18 protein-coding genes and 1 tRNA gene are annotated in these 17,156 nt (G+C 69.3%); 4 read left to right on the top strand and 15 right to left on the bottom strand.

Translation table 11 applies throughout. The features are described from left to right. Positions 1-8 precede the first annotated feature (8 nt). The 3 genes from YWW_RS0122925 to YWW_RS0122915 are packed head-to-tail and all read right to left on the bottom strand — an operon-like array spanning position 9 to position 1,710. Positions 9-500, bottom strand: a complete 492-nt coding sequence (locus YWW_RS0122925; protein ID WP_026931933.1) for a PTS sugar transporter subunit IIB — start codon at positions 498-500, stop codon at positions 9-11. Further along, the gene (locus tag YWW_RS0122920; protein WP_026931932.1) at positions 497-916 is read right to left on the bottom strand and encodes a PTS sugar transporter subunit IIA; all 420 of its coding nucleotides are present in this window, start codon (positions 914-916) and stop codon (positions 497-499) included. Before YWW_RS0122920 ends, YWW_RS0122925 begins: the two co-directional genes overlap by 4 nt. 5 nt (positions 917-921) lie before the next feature. Next, entirely contained in the window at positions 922-1,710 is a 789-nt protein-coding gene (locus tag YWW_RS0122915; protein WP_026931931.1) for a sorbitol-6-phosphate dehydrogenase subunit, read from the bottom strand. Positions 1,711-2,081: 371 nt separating this feature from the next. Between YWW_RS0122915 and YWW_RS0122910 the strand changes: the two genes are divergently transcribed. Both YWW_RS0122910 and ptsP read left to right on the top strand, forming a co-directional pair. Beyond that, the gene (locus YWW_RS0122910; RefSeq protein WP_081687698.1) at positions 2,082-3,074 is read left to right on the top strand and encodes a YhfZ family protein; all 993 of its coding nucleotides are present in this window, start codon (positions 2,082-2,084) and stop codon (positions 3,072-3,074) included. Between the two features lie 74 nt (positions 3,075-3,148). After that, the gene (gene ptsP, locus YWW_RS0122905) at positions 3,149-4,867 is read left to right on the top strand and encodes a phosphoenolpyruvate--protein phosphotransferase (RefSeq protein WP_081687697.1); all 1,719 of its coding nucleotides are present in this window, start codon (positions 3,149-3,151) and stop codon (positions 4,865-4,867) included. Between the two features lie 371 nt (positions 4,868-5,238). On the opposite strand, the gene YWW_RS0122900 is transcribed toward ptsP, so the two are convergent. The 12 genes from YWW_RS0122900 to YWW_RS32465 form a co-directional block, all read right to left on the bottom strand. After that, a tRNA-Met gene (locus tag YWW_RS0122900) sits at positions 5,239-5,315 on the bottom strand. Positions 5,316-5,445: 130 nt separating this feature from the next. Continuing rightward, the gene (gene era, locus YWW_RS0122895; RefSeq protein WP_026931928.1) at positions 5,446-6,345 is read right to left on the bottom strand and encodes a GTPase Era; all 900 of its coding nucleotides are present in this window, start codon (positions 6,343-6,345) and stop codon (positions 5,446-5,448) included. Continuing rightward, on the bottom strand, positions 6,338-6,676 hold the full coding sequence (locus tag YWW_RS32480) for a hypothetical protein (protein ID WP_035704931.1): 339 nt from the start codon (positions 6,674-6,676) through the stop codon (positions 6,338-6,340). The genes era and YWW_RS32480 overlap by 8 nt, the downstream gene beginning before the upstream one ends. After that, positions 6,669-7,982: a hemolysin family protein gene (locus YWW_RS0122885; RefSeq protein ID WP_026931927.1), complete on the bottom strand. Its 1,314-nt coding sequence runs from the start codon at positions 7,980-7,982 to the stop codon at positions 6,669-6,671. The genes YWW_RS32480 and YWW_RS0122885 overlap by 8 nt, the downstream gene beginning before the upstream one ends. Positions 7,983-7,988: 6 nt before the next feature. Continuing rightward, positions 7,989-8,468, bottom strand: coding sequence for an rRNA maturation RNase YbeY (ybeY, locus tag YWW_RS0122880; protein WP_026931926.1), 480 nt, complete (start codon positions 8,466-8,468; stop codon positions 7,989-7,991). After that, on the bottom strand, positions 8,446-9,480 hold the full coding sequence (locus YWW_RS32475) for a PhoH family protein (RefSeq protein WP_051326216.1): 1,035 nt from the start codon (positions 9,478-9,480) through the stop codon (positions 8,446-8,448). The genes ybeY and YWW_RS32475 overlap by 23 nt, the downstream gene beginning before the upstream one ends. Before the next feature lie 140 nt (positions 9,481-9,620). Next, positions 9,621-9,974 (bottom strand): HIT domain-containing protein, encoded by a 354-nt coding sequence (locus tag YWW_RS0122870; RefSeq protein ID WP_026931925.1) that lies wholly within the window; start codon positions 9,972-9,974, stop codon positions 9,621-9,623. A gap of 13 nt (positions 9,975-9,987) precedes the next feature. Beyond that, on the bottom strand, positions 9,988-10,713 hold the full coding sequence (locus tag YWW_RS0122865) for a 16S rRNA (uracil(1498)-N(3))-methyltransferase (protein WP_026931924.1): 726 nt from the start codon (positions 10,711-10,713) through the stop codon (positions 9,988-9,990). 59 nt (positions 10,714-10,772) lie between these two features. Beyond that, positions 10,773-11,909 (bottom strand): molecular chaperone DnaJ, encoded by a 1,137-nt coding sequence (dnaJ, locus tag YWW_RS0122860; protein ID WP_026931923.1) that lies wholly within the window; start codon positions 11,907-11,909, stop codon positions 10,773-10,775. 21 nt (positions 11,910-11,930) lie between these two features. Then, entirely contained in the window at positions 11,931-12,947 is a 1,017-nt protein-coding gene (hrcA, locus tag YWW_RS0122855; RefSeq protein WP_035701813.1) for a heat-inducible transcriptional repressor HrcA, read from the bottom strand. 146 nt (positions 12,948-13,093) lie between these two features. Continuing rightward, positions 13,094-14,227, bottom strand: coding sequence for a CapA family protein (locus YWW_RS32470; protein ID WP_051326215.1), 1,134 nt, complete (start codon positions 14,225-14,227; stop codon positions 13,094-13,096). Positions 14,228-14,268: 41 nt separating this feature from the next. Then, positions 14,269-15,492, bottom strand: coding sequence for a coproporphyrinogen-III oxidase family protein (locus YWW_RS32465; protein ID WP_051326214.1), 1,224 nt, complete (start codon positions 15,490-15,492; stop codon positions 14,269-14,271). Between the two features lie 18 nt (positions 15,493-15,510). Between YWW_RS32465 and YWW_RS37020 the strand changes: the two genes are divergently transcribed. After that, complete coding sequence (locus YWW_RS37020) at positions 15,511-16,278, top strand: enoyl-CoA hydratase-related protein (protein WP_026931921.1); 768 nt, start codon at positions 15,511-15,513, stop codon at positions 16,276-16,278. 27 nt (positions 16,279-16,305) lie between these two features. Beyond that, a complete protein-coding gene (locus YWW_RS36215) occupies positions 16,306-17,151 on the top strand; it encodes a hypothetical protein (protein ID WP_155830348.1) in 846 nt (281 codons plus the stop codon). Positions 17,152-17,156 lie beyond the last annotated feature (5 nt).

The following is a 17,156-nucleotide window of genomic DNA, read 5'->3' as shown; positions in this document are numbered from 1 at the left end:
TGCTTTCCTTATCTGAGTTTCTTGACCGCTTTGTCGAGAGAAAGCTGAGGCTCCTCCGGCGTGACTTGGAAGGTCACGTTGCTGCCCGCGCTCTGCATGGCCTCAAGCTGGTCGGCATCCTGCCGGTCGATTGAGATGCCTCGAACCACGGACGTCTTGCCGCCGCCGCTGCCCAGTCCGCCGATCTGCAGATTGGGGAACACGAGCCCCGCGTCCAGCGTCGCCTTCGCGTCCGCAATGCTCTTGAACAGAACCAGGACGTTGCCCCTGCCGAATTGACCTGCCTGGACCCGCTCGACGAACTCGCCGATCGCGTACACGTCGACTTGGATGTCGGGCGGGGCCGCCATCACGTACACGTCCGCCATGAACTCGTCAACGGCGAGTTCATCGTTGACTACGACGATCCGATCGGTGTTGACCGTCCGGCTCCATTTGGTGATCACCTGGCCGTGAATGAGACGGAAGTCGACTCTGACCAGTTTGATGCCTTCGATCACGAACCTTTCCTTTCTGCCATGAGCGCGCTGATGTTTCGTATGCCGTCCTTGCCGGCGGCAAGAACGTCCTCGAGAACGTGTGGATCCTCGAGTAGTTGGTCTCGGAAGGACTCGACCTCCACGAGCAGCGGCAGATTCACTCCGCTGATGACGAGATGACCGTGACGGGACGCGAACGCCGCCGCCACGTTCGAGGGGGTTCCGCCGAACAGGTCCGTGAGGATGATCCCCCCTTTTTCAACCCCCTCCAGCGCGTCCAGCTTCGCGGCGAATCCAGCGGGATCCTCGCCAGGAAGCAGGGATGCGGTGTGCACGTTCTCCATCGGGCCGAGGATCAGCTCCGCTGATGCCAGGAGTTCCTCCCCGAACCGGCCGTGCGTGGCGATCACGATCGCTGTCGGCACCTGTACGGACATCTGTTTCAGCCTCTCGACTTTCCTCCGGTCACCGCGATGGTGGTGCCGGTGATGTAGGAAGCTCGATCAGACGCGAGATAGGTCACCAAGTCGGCGATCTCGTGGTGTCTACCGGGTCGACCGAGCGGGATCCGGGTGGTGTAGTCGGCTTCGACGGAGTCCGCGTCCATGCCTCTTGTGGCAGCCAGCGCTGCGACATGTTCGGGGTTGCCCATCGGCGTGGGCTCGTTGATCGCGGGCGCCACGCCGACCACCCGGATGCCGAACCTGCCCCATTCCTTCGCCCAGGAGAGCGTGAACGAGTTCAGAGCCCCCTTGGTCGCGGCGTAGATGCTCTGCCCCACGCTTCCCTCGGCTCCAGCCTCGCTGCTGACGTTGACGATCACACCGCTTCGCTGGGCAATCATCATCCGAGCGGCTGCCTGCGCGCAGAGAAACGGGCCTTTCTGGTTCACCGCGACCTGCAGGTCGAACTGCTCTACGGAGGCTTCCTTGGAAGCATCCGCCTTGTAGTAATCGACGAGCAGGCCCGGGCGATTGACTCCCGCGAAGTTCGCGAGCACGTCCAGCCGTCCATAGGTGGAGGCGATCTGCTCGAACGCGGCGTGGACCGAACTCGCTTCCGTCACATCGCAGTGGATCGTCTCGACGGCGGAAGCGGTCGCAGCGGGATTGACGTCCAGGGCCACGACGCGTGCTTCCTGCGCCAGCAGCGACGCTGCGGTCGCCTCCCCCAGACCCGAACTGCCGCCGGTGACCGCAACCACCTTGCCCGCCAAACCCAGCCACTCCATCGTGCCTCAATCCATCTTTGGAGAATGATGCCGCAGAACAGGTTGTCATGCGGTGGGCATCCTCCCAAGGTTTCCGCCTGTCATACGAGCTCTCGGCGGTTCGCCTGGATGGCGCCCCGCAGTCAGTGTGCTCCATAATCGGAGAACTGTCAAGCAGGCTGCCGACCTTGCTCCCGACCTAGGCCGACTGCGGCGTGTAATTTGCCTGGATATCGCCATCGCGGCTGGCTACAGACGGGCTTGACAATTCTCCACAGTTGGAGTAATGTTTTGGCCAGCGTGCGGCGCTGCGTGAGCCGCCGTGATGGCACTGGACCCGTACAACTACGTGAGTACCGTGGGGACCGCACGAAATCCGGAAGGCGGCGACGATGACGAATCGCTTCGCGTTGAGCAAGCACGGTCTCGGCTCGGCAGTGCGGGCGATCACCGTAGATGCCCTCGCTGGAGGCCCTGGCGTGGCTCTGCCGACGAACCTGCAGTATCAGACGCAGCACGGGTTCACTGCGGGGACCCTGCAGCGAGCACTGAACCACCTTCGAGAGTCCAATGCGGTGGGCGTGGTCTCACGCGGACACCTCGGCCGGTTCGTGGAGTGGGTGAACCTGCGCGAAGCGTGGTATGAGGCCGGTCTCGACCCGGTGCAACTGCTGGTGCCGCCGACGGGCCTGATCGAAATGGACGTGTTGGCCGAGATGTTCGCGGAGACGCTCACCCAGAACGGCATCGCTCACGCGATCAAGCACGCGCACGGTGGACACACACGCATCTTCGCCGCCGCGACCGGTGCGACCGACATCGCGGTCGTGTCCAAGGCGACGATCGACCTCGTCTCCTCCATGGGGACGGTCGCGGCCGGCTCACTGACCCAGGAGCTCGCCCCCGGAACGTTTTACGCTCCTGCACGGGTCATGGTCGTGCGGCGGTCGGGGGAAGGCGACCGCCATCCGAGGGTGATCGCGATCGACCGCAACTCGCCCGACCACGTCGTGCTCACGCAGGCGGAGTTCCCGCCGCAGCACCACACCTACGTCGACATCACCTTTCCACGCACCCTCGCCTGGGTCCGCACCGGCAAGGTCGACGCGGCCATATGGCATATGACCACCACTGACGTCCCCATCTCACTCGCGGGCTTCGAGCTGACCCCCCTGCACTCGACGTCACCGGCGACGGCCGGAGCGGACCAGAGTCGGGCCGTTCTCGTCTCGGCGCCGCATCGACCGGAACTCTCCACCGTTATCCGGCAACTGCCGCTGAGCGATCTGCTTTCCAAGCAGACGGAGGAGATCGAGGCGGAGACGGCCCGCCACAAGGAGTTCCTGGCCGAGACCTCGCGTTCCGATGGCCAACCCGCGCACTGAACCCTCCACCGAGACGCACAGTCGCCGGCCTTCTAAGTCTTGAATTCACCATCGTCGACACCCGAACGGACACCATGACCATCTCACCTTCCGAACAGCCGAAAGACGCAAGCGCCACAGTCGGCCCCGCGAGCCCGCTGCGCGGGGTGGGCATCGGGCTCGGGGTCGCGCAGGGGCCGGTCGTCCGCATGGTCGAACCGGCGGCCGCCCCCGAGTACGCGACGAGCACTCTCGGCGCTGAAGCGGAGTACGCCCGAGTGCGCGAGGCGATCACGGCCGTCGCGGACGAATTGGCCGCCAGGGCCGAAGCCGCGGGCGGCGCCGCGCAGGAGGTGCTCGAGGCTCAGGCGATGATCGCCGCGGACCCGACCCTCCTGGACGAAGTCGATGACAGGATCAACCGAGGAGCCATCGCAGAGTGGGCCGTTTACGACGCGTTCGCCGGGTTCAAGGCGACACTCGAAGCGGCCGGAGGCTACCTGGGCGAGCGCGCCGCGGATCTCGACGACATCTTCCAACGCGTGCTCGCCCGGCTGCAAGGCGTCGAAGTGCCCGGAGTTCCGAACCCTGGTCACCCCTTCGTGCTCGTCGCCCGCGACCTCGCGCCCGCGGACACGGCCATCCTCGATCTCGACCAAGTGCTCGCACTCGTCACCATCGACGGCGGTCCGACTTCGCACACGGCGATTCTCGCCCGGGAAAAGGGCATGGTCGCAATCGTGGGCGCCGCCGACGCCGCAGCGCTCAACACCGGCGACACAGTGATCGTCGACGCCGCCTCCGGCCTCGTGACTGTCAACCCGACAGACACCGAGAAGGCACGCGCGACCCGACGATCCACCGCCCGGCTCGCCTCGAGTGAGGCTCCCCTCGCTCCCGGCGCGCTCGCCGACGGAACTCCCGTCCCCCTGTTGGCGAACCTGGGGAAGCCGACGGACGCCGCAGCCGCTGTCGCGCTCGGCGCCGAGGGAGTGGGCCTGTTCCGTACGGAGTTCCTGTTCCTTTCGACCGCTCAGGCGCCGACGGTCGCGCAGCAGCGAGAGTCCTACCGCGCGCTCCTGGACGCCTTCCCGAAGCGGAAGGTGGTCGTCCGCCTGCTCGACGCGGGCGCCGACAAGCCGCTCCCCTTCCTCAACGACGCGCACGAGGAGAACCCGGCCCTCGGCCTGCGCGGCCTGCGGGCACTCCGAGCGAGCAACGACATACTCCGCGAGCAGCTCACCGCCCTCGCCGAGGCGGACGCCACCACCGACGCGGATCTCTGGGTGATGGCACCGATGGTCACCACGGTCGAGGAGACGGCGTACTTCACGGCGCTCGCCCGCGAGTTCGGACTGAGGACCGCAGGCGTCATGATCGAGGTGCCGGCGAGCGCACTGCTCGCCGACCGCGTCCTCGCGCATGCGGACTTCGCCTCGATCGGCACGAACGACCTGACGCAGTACACCATGGCCGCGGATCGGATGCTGAACTCGATGGCCGGTTTCCAGGACCCGTGGCACCCCGCGGTGCTGCGGCTCGTCGGAGAGGTCGGGGCCGCCGGAGTCCGCACGGGCAAGCCGGTCGGGATCTGCGGCGAGGCCGCCGCGGATCCGCTGCTGGCCGTCGTGCTCGTCGGCCTCGGCGCGACGAGTCTGTCGATGGCGCCCGCCGCGCTCGCGGACGTTCGTCACATGCTCTCCCGACACACGCTTGACGAAGCGCGCAACCTCGCCGGCATCGCGCTGGCTGCGAGCGACGCCGCTGGCGCGCGCCAAGCCGCAATGGCCGCCGCGTTCGCACAGCCGCGCTGAGGCCGGCGTTGGACGACTCTGCAAGAGCGTTGTCGGTCGACGAGCCGATCCGCCGAACCTGGTCGAGACGCCGTGGTAGCACTTGAGACGGCCGATGGCCCGCTCGACGGTGCTGCGATCTGGGCCGCCCGGTGCGGGCCGCGGCGGTGTTTTCGCGGCACCGGCCACTGAATCGCTCCGGGTTTCTTGGAGGATTTGGCCTGCCCTGAGTTTGACAGAGTCTGATTGTTGGATTCTTATGCCACTTGATCTTGAGAGGGTGGCATGGGACGACGTTGGTATCCTGGGGAGTCACAACAAGCGAACGGCAAGCGAGAAGCAGAAGAGCCGGTCCCCTCTTTCGAGGAAACCGGCTCTCAACTGGACTTTCGTGGTAGCGGGAGGCGGATTTGAACCACCGACCTCCAGGTTATGAGCCTGGCGAGCTACCGAGCTGCTCTATCCCGCGTCGATGTATTAAGCGTACATGACGTTGGAATCGGGCTGCAAGCGAGGGTTCGGTGAGGGGGGTCACTGCGCATTTGTGAGCGTTCTTGCGCATACGATGCGCACACGTGAGCCATATTCGGCGGCTCGGATCAGAAGCCGAGGCGTTCGAGCATCTTCGGGTCCCGTTGCCAGTCCTTGGCGACGCGGACGTGCAGGTCGAGGTAGACCCGGCTGTCGAGAAGCTGCGCGATGCCCTTGCGGGCCTTCGTGCCGACGCGCTTGAGACGCTCCCCGCGCTTGCCGATGATGATGCCCTTCTGGCTGGAGCGCTCGACGTAGATCTCGGCCCAGATCTTCTTGCGGGGCCCGCCGTCGCTCTGCTCGTCCTCGACGTCCTCGATCACCACGGCGATCGAGTGCGGCAGCTCGTCGCGGACGCCTTCGAGCGCGGCCTCGCGGATGAGCTCGGCCATCATGACCCGCTCGGGCTCCTCGGTGATCATCCCGTCCGGGTACAGCTGCGGCGACTCGGGCAGGTGCCCGGAGAGCACGTCGACGAGCGCGTCGAGGTTCTCGCCGGTCTTCGCCGACACCGGCACGACGTCGGCGAAGTCGGCCAGTTCGGCCACGTTCGCCAAGTGCCGCACCAGATGATCCTTGCTCACCAGGTCGATCTTGGTCACCACGGCCACGACCTTCGCGCGCAGCGACTGGATCTCATTGGCGATGAACTTGTCGCCCGGGCCGGGCTTCTCGTTGGCCGGCAGGCACAGACCGATCACGTCGACTTCGGACCAGGTCTGGCGCACCAGGTCGTTGAGCCGCTCCCCCAAGAGCGTCCGAGGCCGGTGCAGGCCGGGCGTGTCGACGAGGATCAGCTGCGAGGCGGGCCGGTGCAGGATCGCCCTGACGACGTGCCTGGTGGTCTGCGGCCGGTTGGAGGTGATCGCGATCTTCTGGCCCATGATCGCGTTCGTCAGCGTCGACTTCCCCGCGTTCGGGCGGCCGACGAAGCAGGCGAAACCAGCGTGGAACCCGTTGTCACCCAAGGCGGGTCACCTCTTTGCGGACCACCGAGTAGACGACCACGTCCGCGGTGATGTCGCGGGCGGCCCGGGCCCCGTCCTCGTCGCCCTCGGCGCCGAAGACCACGGCCGCCTCGAGCGTGTCGGCGCCGGCGGCGAACGCCTGCGCCACGGCCGCCTGGAGGGCCGTCAGGCGCAGCGACGGAAGGTCCACGGCCGCCGAGGCGTACGTGCGGCCGATGCCGTCGCGGACAGCGGCGCCGGTGGCCTGCTGCACCCGCCCGGCCGCCCCTCGGGCGAGCGTGACGAGTTTCGCGTCCTCGGCGTCGAGGGCGTCGACGGTCAGGTCAGACATTGATGCTGTGCCTCTCATCGTTCGTGGGAGCCGCATCGGACCCGGCGGTGTCGTCGGCTTCGGGCAGCCGACTGACGCGCACCGTCTCGATGCGGTTGCGGCGGCCAACGGTACCTTCCGCGGTCAGTTCCAGTCCGGCCAGGACGGCCCGGTCCCCGGCGAGCGGCACCTTCCCCAGCTCGTGGGCGAGCAGACCGGCGACGGTGTCCACGTCGACCTCGGGCGGGTCGACGCCGAACAGCTCGGCGAGGTCGTCCACCGCCAGCCGCGCGGTGACGCGCGCCGAGCGGTCGTCGAGCCAGGCGACCGGCGGCAGCTCGTCGTCGTACTCGTCGGTGATCTCGCCGACGATCTCCTCGAGGATGTCCTCGATGGTCACCAGCCCGGCGGTGCCGCCGTACTCGTCGACGACCATCGCGATGTGGGTGCGGGCGGTCTGCATCTCGCGCAGCAGGTCGTCGACCGGTTTGGAGTCCGGCACGAAGGAGACCGAGCGCATCACCTCGGCCACCGGCTGCGCGGCGTCGTCGAGGCGGGCGAGGTCCTTGAGGTAGGCGACGCCGCGGACGTCGTCGAGGTCCTCGCCGACCACGGGGATGCGCGAGAAGCCCGAACGCAGCGCGACCTGCTTGGCCTCCTCGGCGGTCAGCTCGGCCGAGACCCACACCATCGCGGTGCGCGGCACCATGACCTCGCGGGCGACGGTCTCGCCGAGCGCGAAGACCGACTCGATCATGTCGCGCTCGTCGTGGTCGACGGTCCCCGAGGCCTCGGCGGCGTCGACCATCTCGCGGATCTCGATCTGCGAGGTCGCGAAGGGGCCTTCACGGAAACCGCGGCCGGGCGTGACCGCGTTGCCGACGAGGATGAGCAGCCGCGCGAGCGGCCCGAGCGCGGTGCCGAGCAGGTAGACCGGCCCGGCGCTGGCCAGCGCGATCGGGTAGGCGTGCTGCCTGCCGAGAGTGCGCGGCCCCACCCCGATGACCACGAAGGACACGACGGTCATGACCGCGGCGGTCAGGCCGATGGCGAGCCAGAAGGCGTCCCAGGCGCGGAAGGCGACGACGGCGACCAGCGCTATCGCGGTGGCCTCGCAGGCGACGCGCAGCAGGATCAGCAGGTTCAGGTGCTTGGGCAGGTCGCCGGTGATGCGGACGAGCGCCGCGGCGCCGCGCCGGCGCTGCTCGGCGAGTTCGGCCGAGCGGGCCGGCGAGACGGTGGTGAGGGCCGAGTCGACCATGGCGGCGAGTCCGGCGACGAATATGAGTGCGACGGCTGTGGCCAGCAGGGTGTAGGCGAAGCCCATCGGGTCCTAACTCTCCGCGCTCTGCGGGGCCGGGCGTTCGGCACGCCAGGCTTCGAGCAGCCGGTTCTGAAGGCCGAACATCTCCTTGGCCTGGTCGGGTTCGGCGTGGTCGTATCCGAGGATGTGGAGCACTCCGTGGACGGTGAGCATGTGGAGCTCGTCGGCGGTGGAGTGCCCGGCGTCCTTGGCCTGCGAGGCGGCGACGTCGGGCGAGAGCACGAGGTCGCCGAGGATCGGCGTGGTCGGCTCCGCCGCGTCGGGCTTGGCGGGCATGGCGTCGTCCATGGGGAACGACAGGACGTCGGTGGGGCCAGTGCCGCCCATCCAGCGGCGGTTGAGCTCGGTCATGTGCTCGAGGTCGACGATCAGGACCGAGAGCTCGGCGAGCGGGTTGACGCCCATCTCGGTGAGTGCGAAACCGGCGATCGCGGTGATGCCCGCCTCGTCGACCTCGTGGCCGGACTCATTGATGATCTCGATGCCCACTGTTTCCCCGATGCCCTTTCCCCGCGTCGCCGCGCCTGGCGTCCCAGCGCTCGTAGGCGTTCACGATATCGCTGACCAGCTGGTGCCGGACGACGTCCTGCGCCGAGAGCTGGGCGAAGTGCACGTCGTCGACGCCGTCGAGGATCTCGCGCACGACCCGCAGCCCGGAGGTGGTGCTGCCGGGCAGGTCGACCTGCGTGATGTCACCGGTGACGACGATCTGGGAACCGAATCCGAGACGGGTGAGGAACATCTTCATCTGCTCGGGCGTGGTGTTCTGCGCCTCGTCGAGAATGATGAACGCGTCGTTCAAAGTCCTGCCCCTCATGTACGCCAGGGGCGCGACCTCGATGGTGCCGGACTCCATGAGCTTGGGGATGGAGCCGGGGTCGAGCATGTCGTGGAGCGCGTCGTAGAGCGGGCGCAGGTACGGGTCGATCTTCTCGCCGAGGGTGCCGGGCAGGAAGCCGAGCTTCTCGCCGGCCTCGACGGCGGGCCGGGTCAGGATGATCCGGGTGACCTCCTTGGCCTGGAGGGCCTGCACGGCCTTGGCCATGGCCAGGTAGGTCTTGCCGGTGCCGGCCGGGCCGATGCCGAAGACGATGGTGTGCTTGTCGATGGCCTCGACGTAGTGTTTCTGGCCGAGGGTCTTGGGCCGGATCGTCTTGCCGCGCCTGGAGACGATGTTGTGCGTGAGCACGTCCACCGGCCGCTCGGAGGGAGCGGCCTGGAGCATGTTCTCGGTGCGCCTGATGATGTCGGGATCGACGTTCTCGCCGTTCTCGATCAGGGCGAGGAGCTCCTTCACGAGTCGTTCGGTCGCGTGGGCCTGGCCGTTGACGCCGGTGATGGTGATGGTGTCGCCGCGGACGTGGACGTCGACGCCGGGGCTGCGGCGTTCGATGTAGCGGAGGTTCTCGTCCGCGCGGCCGAGCAGGGCCATGAGCGCCCGCTGGTCGGCGACGGTGATCGTCGAGGTGATCTGGCCGGTTTGCGTTGAGCGGTCGGTCATAGGCTTCGCCCTTGAGGGCTGTTCGCCACCTGCTTCCCATAGGAGTTGCACCACGGCCGCGCGGGCCGCTCGATCATGCGTCAATGGTAGTTCCTGCCCGGGGGCGGGGACAACGTGAAATCGGCCCCTGCCCGGATGTTTCAGACCGAGATCATCGGACCGAGCGGTTTGCCGCCGAACACGTGGAGATGGACGTGGAAGACCTCTTGGCCCGCGTTCGGCCCGGAGTTGGCCAGCAGCCGCCAGCCGGACTCGGTGACGCCCTCGGCCGCGGCGACGTCGGCGGCCGCGGCGAGGACTTCGGCGGCGAGGGCGGCGTCGGAGCGGGCCAGTTCGGCGACGTTCGCGTAGTGGTCCTTGGGGATGACGAGCACGTGCGTCGGCGCGTCGGGGTTGATGTCGCGGAAGGCGAGCACCCGGTCGGTCTCCAGCACTTTCGTGGAGGGGAGGACGCCGGTGACGATCTTGCAGAACAGGCAGTCAGGGTCGGTCATGCGCTCGATCCTATTACCAGCGTCCCAGGCGGGCCTGGAGGACCGCGAGCGCGGCGGGTCCGGCCGTGGAGGTGCGCAGGACGGTCTGGCCCAAGCGGATCGGTTCGCCGAATTCGCTCAGGGCGGCGAGCTCGTCGGGGCTGATGGAGCCTTCGGGGCCGATGACGACGGCGATCTCGCCGGAGGCGGCGAGGTCGACCTTCGAGAGGGGGACGGTCGCCTCCTCGTGCAGCACCAGGACCTGCGCGGCCCGTCTGAGCCGGGCGAGGAGCTGCTTGGTGGTGTGGAGTTCGGCGACGCGCGCGAGGTGGGCGCGGCGGGCCTGCTTGGTGGCCTCGCGGGCGGTGGCGGCCCATTTGGCGCGGGCCTTGTCGCCGCGCGGGCCCTTCCACTGGGTGATGGACCGGGAGGCGGCCCAGGGGATGATCTCACCGGCGCCGATCTCGGTGAGCATCTGCACGGCCCGTTCGCCGCGGTCGCCTTTGGGCAGGGCCTGGACGACGGTCAGTGCCGGCTCGGGGGCCGGGACGGTGCGGCGTTCGAGGATCTCCAGGGCCAGGCTGCCGCGTTCGGCGGCGGCGACGCGGGCGGCGGCGAGGCCGCCGGAGCCGTCGGCGAGCAGCAGCGTCTCGCCGGGGCCGAGGCGCTGGACGTCGGCGGCGTGGTGCCCTTCGGGGCCGTCGAGGACGTACTCGCCGCCTTCGGGGAGGTCGTCGACGAGGAAGACCGGATCGCTCACAGCCGCAGTCTAAGCAGACCTGCGCGTGTCCGTTGCCGTACCCCTGTTCAACTTCCCCGCTACGCGTGTCCGTTGAAGGCGTCACGCATCCTCGAGAAAAAACCCGAACCGGTCTTGACCTCGCGAATCTCCTCGTCGCGGAGCGTGGCGAGCTTCTTGAGCAGCTCTTCCTGCTCGGTGTCGAGCTTGGTGGGCGTGCGCACGTCGAGCTCGACGAACAGGTCGCCCCTGGTGCCGCCGCCGCGCAGCTTCGGCACGCCCTGGCCGCGGACCTTCTTCACGGTGCCCGGCTGAGTGCCCGGCGCGACCTCGACCTCGACCTTGGCGTCGAGGGTGTGGACGTTCAGCTTGGTGCCCAGGGCCGCCTGCGTCATCGGTACGCGGACACGGCAGCGCAGGTCCGAGCCCTCGCGGGTGAACACCTCGTGGGGCTTCTCGTGGACCTCCACGTACAGGTCCCCTGCGGGGCCGCCGCCGGGGCCGACCTCGCCTTCGCCGGAGAGGCGGATCCGCATGCCGTCCTCGACGCCCGCGGGCACCTTGACGGTGATGCGCCGCCGCGAGCGCACGCGGCCCTCGCCGCCGCACTTGCGGCACGGGTCGGTGATGATGGTGCCGTAGCCCGAGCACGCCGAGCAGGGCCGGGCGGTGCGGACCTGGCCGAGGATCGTGCGCTGCACGACCTGGACCTCGCCCGAGCCGCCGCAGGTGGTGCACGTCTGCGGTTCGGCGTCGCCTTCGGTGCACGAGCCCTCGCACTCGTCGCACACGATCGCGGTGTCGACGGTCAGGGTCGACTCGGTGCCGAAGGCGACCTCCTCGAGGTCGAGGTCGAGGCGCAGCAGCGCGTCGTTGCCGGGGCGGGTGCGCGAGCGCGGGCCGCGGCGCCCGAAGCCGCCCATGGAGCCGCCGAAGAAGGCGTCCATGATGTCCTCGAAGCCCATGAACGGGCCGGCTCCGGCTCCGCCGCCGGCCATCCGGTCGTACGGGTCGCCGCCGGCGTCGACGATGGCGCGCTTCTGGGGGTCCATGAGGACCTCGAAGGCGGCGTTGATCTCCTGGAGCCGCTCTCCGGCGTCGGGTTCGTCGCTGACGTCGGGGTGGTACTTGCGCGCCAGTTTCCGGTACGCCTTCTTCAGCTCGTCCTCGGAGGCGTTCTTCTCGACACCGAGGATGCCGTAGTAGTCCTTAGCCACGTGCGCTCTCATAGTCCCTTGTCAGCGGTTCTGTTCCAAAATCTCTGAGACGTAGCGGGCCACGGCCCGCACGGCCGCGATGGTGCCCGGGTAGTCCATGCGGGTGGGGCCGAGCACGCCCATGTGCCCGACCACGGCGCCGGGGCCATACCCGGCGGTGACGACCGCGGTCTCGCGGAAGTCGTCGATGCCGTTCTCGTCGCCGATGCGGACGGTCAGCATCGGGCCCGAGTCGGCCCGGCCGAGCAGCTGCATGAGGACGACCTGCTCCTCGAGTGCTTCGAGGATGGGCCGCAGCGATCCGGCGAAGTAGGCCGAGTGGCGGGTGAGGTTGGCGGCGCCGGCGACGGCGACGCGCTCGTCGGTGCGGGAGACGACGGTCTCCAGCAGGACCCGCGCCAGCGCCGAGGCCGAGGAGCGCAGCTCGGGCCGGGCCAGTTCGGCGAGGTCGCCGATGATGCGCGGCGCGTCCGCCAGGGGCTTGCCCTGGAGCTGCTCGTTGATGAGCCGACGCAGTTCGAGGATGTCGTCCTCGGCGAGCTCGGCGGGCAGTTCGAGCTGGCGCTGCTCGACGCGGCCGGTGTCGGTGATCATGACGAGCATGACCCGGGTGGGGCCGAGCGAGACGAGTTCGAGGTGGCGCACCGTCGAGCGGTTCAGGCTGGGGTACTGGACGACGGCGACCTGGTGGGTCAGCTGGGACAGCAGCCGGACCGTGCGGGTGACGACGTCGTCGAGGTCGATCGCCTCGGCGAGGAAGCGGTGGACGGCGCGGCGCTCGGCGGCCGACAGCGGCTTGATCTTGCCGAGCCGGTCGACGAACAGCCGGTAGCCCTTGTCGGTGGGGATGCGTCCGGCCGAGGTGTGCGGCTGGTGGATGTAGCCGGCGTCCTCGAGGTAGGCCATGTCGTTGCGGATGGTCGCCGCGGAGACGCCGAGGGCGTGGCGCTGCGCCACCGCCTTCGAGCCCACCGGCTCCTGGGTGGCGACGTAGTCCTCGACGATGGCACGCAGCACTTCGAGTTTGCGATCGTCCATCGCTGCCACGTCCCTTCGTTCTCCCGTCGCGCCTTTACCCGACCGGACTCAAGTTTGGCACTCCCGGTCTCGGAGTGCCAGTCTAATGGGTGCCCGCCGAATCGGGGCGAGGCCGGATCCGGCGGGTGCCCACTGGGAGTGCGGCCTCAGGCGGCGGGGAGGACGAGCGCGCCGTCGTCGTCGAGCGTGACCGCGTTCTCGCCGAAGTCGCCGGCGAGGTCGTTGATCGTGCCGATCGCCTCGCCGTCGGGGTCGAGCAGCGGGTAGCCGTTGTCGTCCATCACGGTGGGCACGAGCGTGCCGCCTTCGATGACGCCCTCTGCGCTGATGGTCACCTTGAGGATCCCGGCGACGCCGAGCGGCCCGTCGGTGCTGAACAGATTCTGGCCGCCGCCGAAGTTGCCCAGGGAGTAGGCGATGAGCTTGCCGTTGTAGAGCTCCATGCCGCGCAGGACGTGCGGGCCGTGGCCGATGACGAGGTCGGCGCCGGCGTCGACGCAGGTGCGGGCGAAGGCGCGGGTGTCGCCGCGGTCCTCGCCGTAGTACGTCTCGGTGCCTTCGGGGGTGTGCATCTGGTCGGAGCCCTCGGCGCCGAGGTGCGCGGTGGCGACGACCAGGTCGGCCTGGGACTTGGCCTCGGCGACGAGCGCGGACACCGCGTCGAGGTCGCGCACGTCGGTGTAGAAGGTGTAGGGCGCGAAGCCGACGATGCCGACGGTCAGGCCGTCGAGTTCGACGTAGGCGACCTCGTCCTTGACGCCGGCGAGTTCCATGCCGGCGTCGCGGACGGCCTCCTGTGTCTCGACGGCGCCGTCGGGGCCAGCGTCCCAGCCGTGGTTGTTGGCCTGGTTGAGCACGTGGAAGCCGGCGTCGGCGAAGACCTGGGCGTACTCGCCGGGCAGCCGGAAGTAGTAGGCGTCGCAGCCGCCGCACTTGTCGAATTCGAGGGTGGAGAGGGCGCCTTCCAGGTTGGCGATCACGACGTCGCCGGTGAGCTCCTCGACGACGCCGTCGAAGAAGCTCGCGCCCTCGTCGGAGGGCATGTTGTCCGGGTGGGAGCCGGGCATGGTGTCGCCGACGTGGGTGATGGTGATCGAGCGGGGCGGCTCGGGGGAGGGCGAGGGCGAGGGGGACTCCTCGGCCGCGCCGACGCCGCCGTCGTCGACCGGGGGCTCCTCTTCTTCGGAGCAGGCGGCGGCGGTCAGGGCGATGCCTGCGGCCGCCCCGGCGAGGACGCCTCGGCGGGGCAGTTGGCGGCTGGTCGGGCGTGAGTGGTGCATAGGTGCGGGCTCCGGCTGTCGGGCTGTCGGTCGGTGCCGCGCTAAGCCGTGAGTTCCCTCACGACCGCGTCGGCGAGCAGACGGCCGCGCAAGGTGAGGAGTAGGCGGCCGCCCTCGATGACGGCGAGGCCGTCCGCGACGACCTGCTGTGCGGCCGCCGCTCCATCGGTACGCAGCCACGATACCGGCAATCCGACACTGAGTCGCGTTCGGAGCAGAATTCGCTCCAGATACGCTTCGTCACTGGAGAGGATTTCACACCCGGCGAGCGGAATGTCCTCGGCGAGCGCGGCGGCGTACGTGGAGGGGTGCTTGTGGTTCCACCAGCGCACGCCCGGCAGGTGCGAGTGGGCGCCGGGCCCGGCGCCCCACCAGTGCCCGCCCTCCCAGTACAGGAGGTTGTGGCGGCAGCGCGCCTCGGGCGTCTTCGCCCAGTTGGAGACCTCGTACCAGGAGAAGCCGGCCTCGGACAGGGCCGCCTCGGCCGCCAGGTAGCGGTCGGCGGCGACGTCGTCGGAGGGCTGGGGCACCTGCCCGGAGCGGATGCGCCGGGCCAGCCGGGTGCCGTCCTCGACGATGAGGGCGTAGGCCGAGACGTGGTCCGCGCCGGAGCCTGCGGCGGCGGCCAGGCTCGCGGCGAAGTCGGCCTCGGTCTCGCCGGGCGTGCCGTAGATCAGGTCGAGGCTGACGTGCTCGAAGCCGGCCTGGCGGGCGTGGTCGACGGCGGCGAGGGCCTTGGCCGGGGAGTGCTCGCGGTCGAGGACCTTCAGCACGTGCGGCGCGGTCGACTGCATCCCGACCGAGAGCCGGTTGAAGCCCGAGTCGTGCAGTTCGGCCAGATAAGAGGCGTCGACCGACTCGGGGTTGGCCTCGGTCGTCACCTCCGCGCCGGGGGCGAGGCCGAAGGCGGCGTCGATCTCGGCGAGGATCGCGGCCAGGTCCGAGGCGGGCAGGAGCGTGGGGGTGCCGCCGCCGAAGAACACGGTGTCGACCCGCGGGACCGCCTCGAACATCGCGGCGGCGGCCCGGATCTCGGCGCGCACGATCCCGGCGTACGTCTCCCGGGAGACGCCCACCCGTCGCCCACCACCACCCGAACCGGAGGGAACGCTGAATTCTCCGCGCCCAAGCTCCGCGGCGGTGTAGGTGTTGAAGTCGCAGTAACCGCAGCGCGAGACGCAGAACGGGACGTGCACATAGAACCCGAAACCCTCTCGGGCGGTCTCGGGCGATTTCGCGGCGGCGGCTATGGCTTCGACGGACACGCCGACTACGGTACTGGCGTGGACGGCAACGATGCTCTCATCAAGTACTGGCCCGCGAGGAAGGTGGCGTCGATAACCCTCGACGCGCCCGAGCGGCGCAACGCCCTCTCGACGCGGATGATCGCGCAGCTGCGGGAGGCGCTGGCCGACGCGGTCGCCGACGAGACGGTCCGCGTGATCGTCCTCGACCACGCCGGGCCGGTGTTCTGCGCCGGCGCCGACCTGCGGGAGTCGGCGGCCGCGAGCGGCCTCGAGGAGCTCCCGGCCGCGCACCTGGCCGAGCTGCTCGCCGACCTGTGCGAGGCCCCCAAACCGGTGGTGGCCGTCGCCAAGGGCGCCGCGAAGGGCGGCGGGATGGGGCTGCTGGCCGCCGCCGACCTCGTCGTCTGCGACGGCTCGGCGCAGCTGGCGTTCAGCGAGGTCAGGCTCGGTGTCGTCCCGGCCGTGATCGGCCCGGTCGTGGCGCGCAAGCTCGATCCGGGCCTGATGCGTCGGCTGTTCCTCACCGGCGAGTCCTTCACGGCCGTGGAGGCCACCCACTGGGGCCTGGTCAGCACGGCCGCGACCGCGGGCTCGGTCGACCGGCATCAGGCCGAGACGGTCGAGCGGCTGCTGGCGGGCGGCCCCGGCGCGCAGGCGGGCATCAAGGCCCTCACCGCCACTGCGGACCTCCGCGAGCGGCTGCGGGAGGCCGCGGCCCTGACGGCCGAGTACTTCTTCTCCGATGAGGGACGCGAAGGGGTCCGTTCGTTCATTGAGAAGCGCGCACCCTCCTGGGTAGATTAGGTGGCCCCCGACCAGACCGGAGGTCCCTTGCGTCCCGTCTCCACCGCGCTCGCACTGGTGCTCGCGGCCGGTCTCGCCACCGGCTGCTCCGAGGCCGCCGACGAGCTGCTCTCCCCGACACCGACCGGCTGCTTCATCGGCCACGCCGAGGAGCCGCTGCACCTGACCGCCGAGCAGACCTACCACGCCTCCACCATCGCCGCCGTCGGGCTGCGCGACGGGATGGACGAGCGGGCCGTCGCGGTCGCGATCGCCACGGCCTTCCAGGAGTCGAAGCTGTCCAACGTCGACTACGGCGACCACGACTCGCTCGGGCTGTTCCAGCAGCGGCCCAGCGTCGGCTGGGGCACCGAAGAGGAGATCCTCGATCCCGTTTACGCGTCGTTCAAGTTCTACGAGAAGCTGCGCCGCATCGACGGCTGGCAGGACATGGCGATCGGCGACGCCGCGCAGGCCGTGCAGGTCAGCGCCTACCCGGACCTGTACGCGCAGTGGGAGGACGAGGGGCTCGCCGTCGCCGCGGCGTTCGCCGGCGGCGAGGAGGCCGGGGCCTCGTGCATCGCCGGTGAGGACGAGGCGGACTCGACCGACACCGACGCGCTCGCCGAGGCGTACGCCTACCAGTGGGGCGTCGAGGTCGCGGGCGTCGAAGGCCAGGTCGTCACCATAGGCGCCGACGACGCGACCGCGGGCTGGAACCGGGCCTCGTGGGCCGTCGCGAAGTCCTATGAGTACGACATCGTCTCGGTCGAGTACGCCGGGATGCGCTGGGAGCCCGGCGAGGACGGCTGGATCACGCCCGACGGCGAGGTCGCCGAGGTGGCCGCCGCAGAGGCGTCCCTGGTGGCTATCACCGTGAATACTCCCGAGTAACCGAT

Source organism: Glycomyces tenuis DSM 44171, assembly GCF_000427885.1.
Lineage (GTDB): Bacteria > Actinomycetota > Actinomycetes > Mycobacteriales > Micromonosporaceae > Glycomyces > Glycomyces tenuis.
Note: the sequence above shows the minus strand (reverse complement) of the source record. Positions and strands in the feature narration are given on the sequence as shown.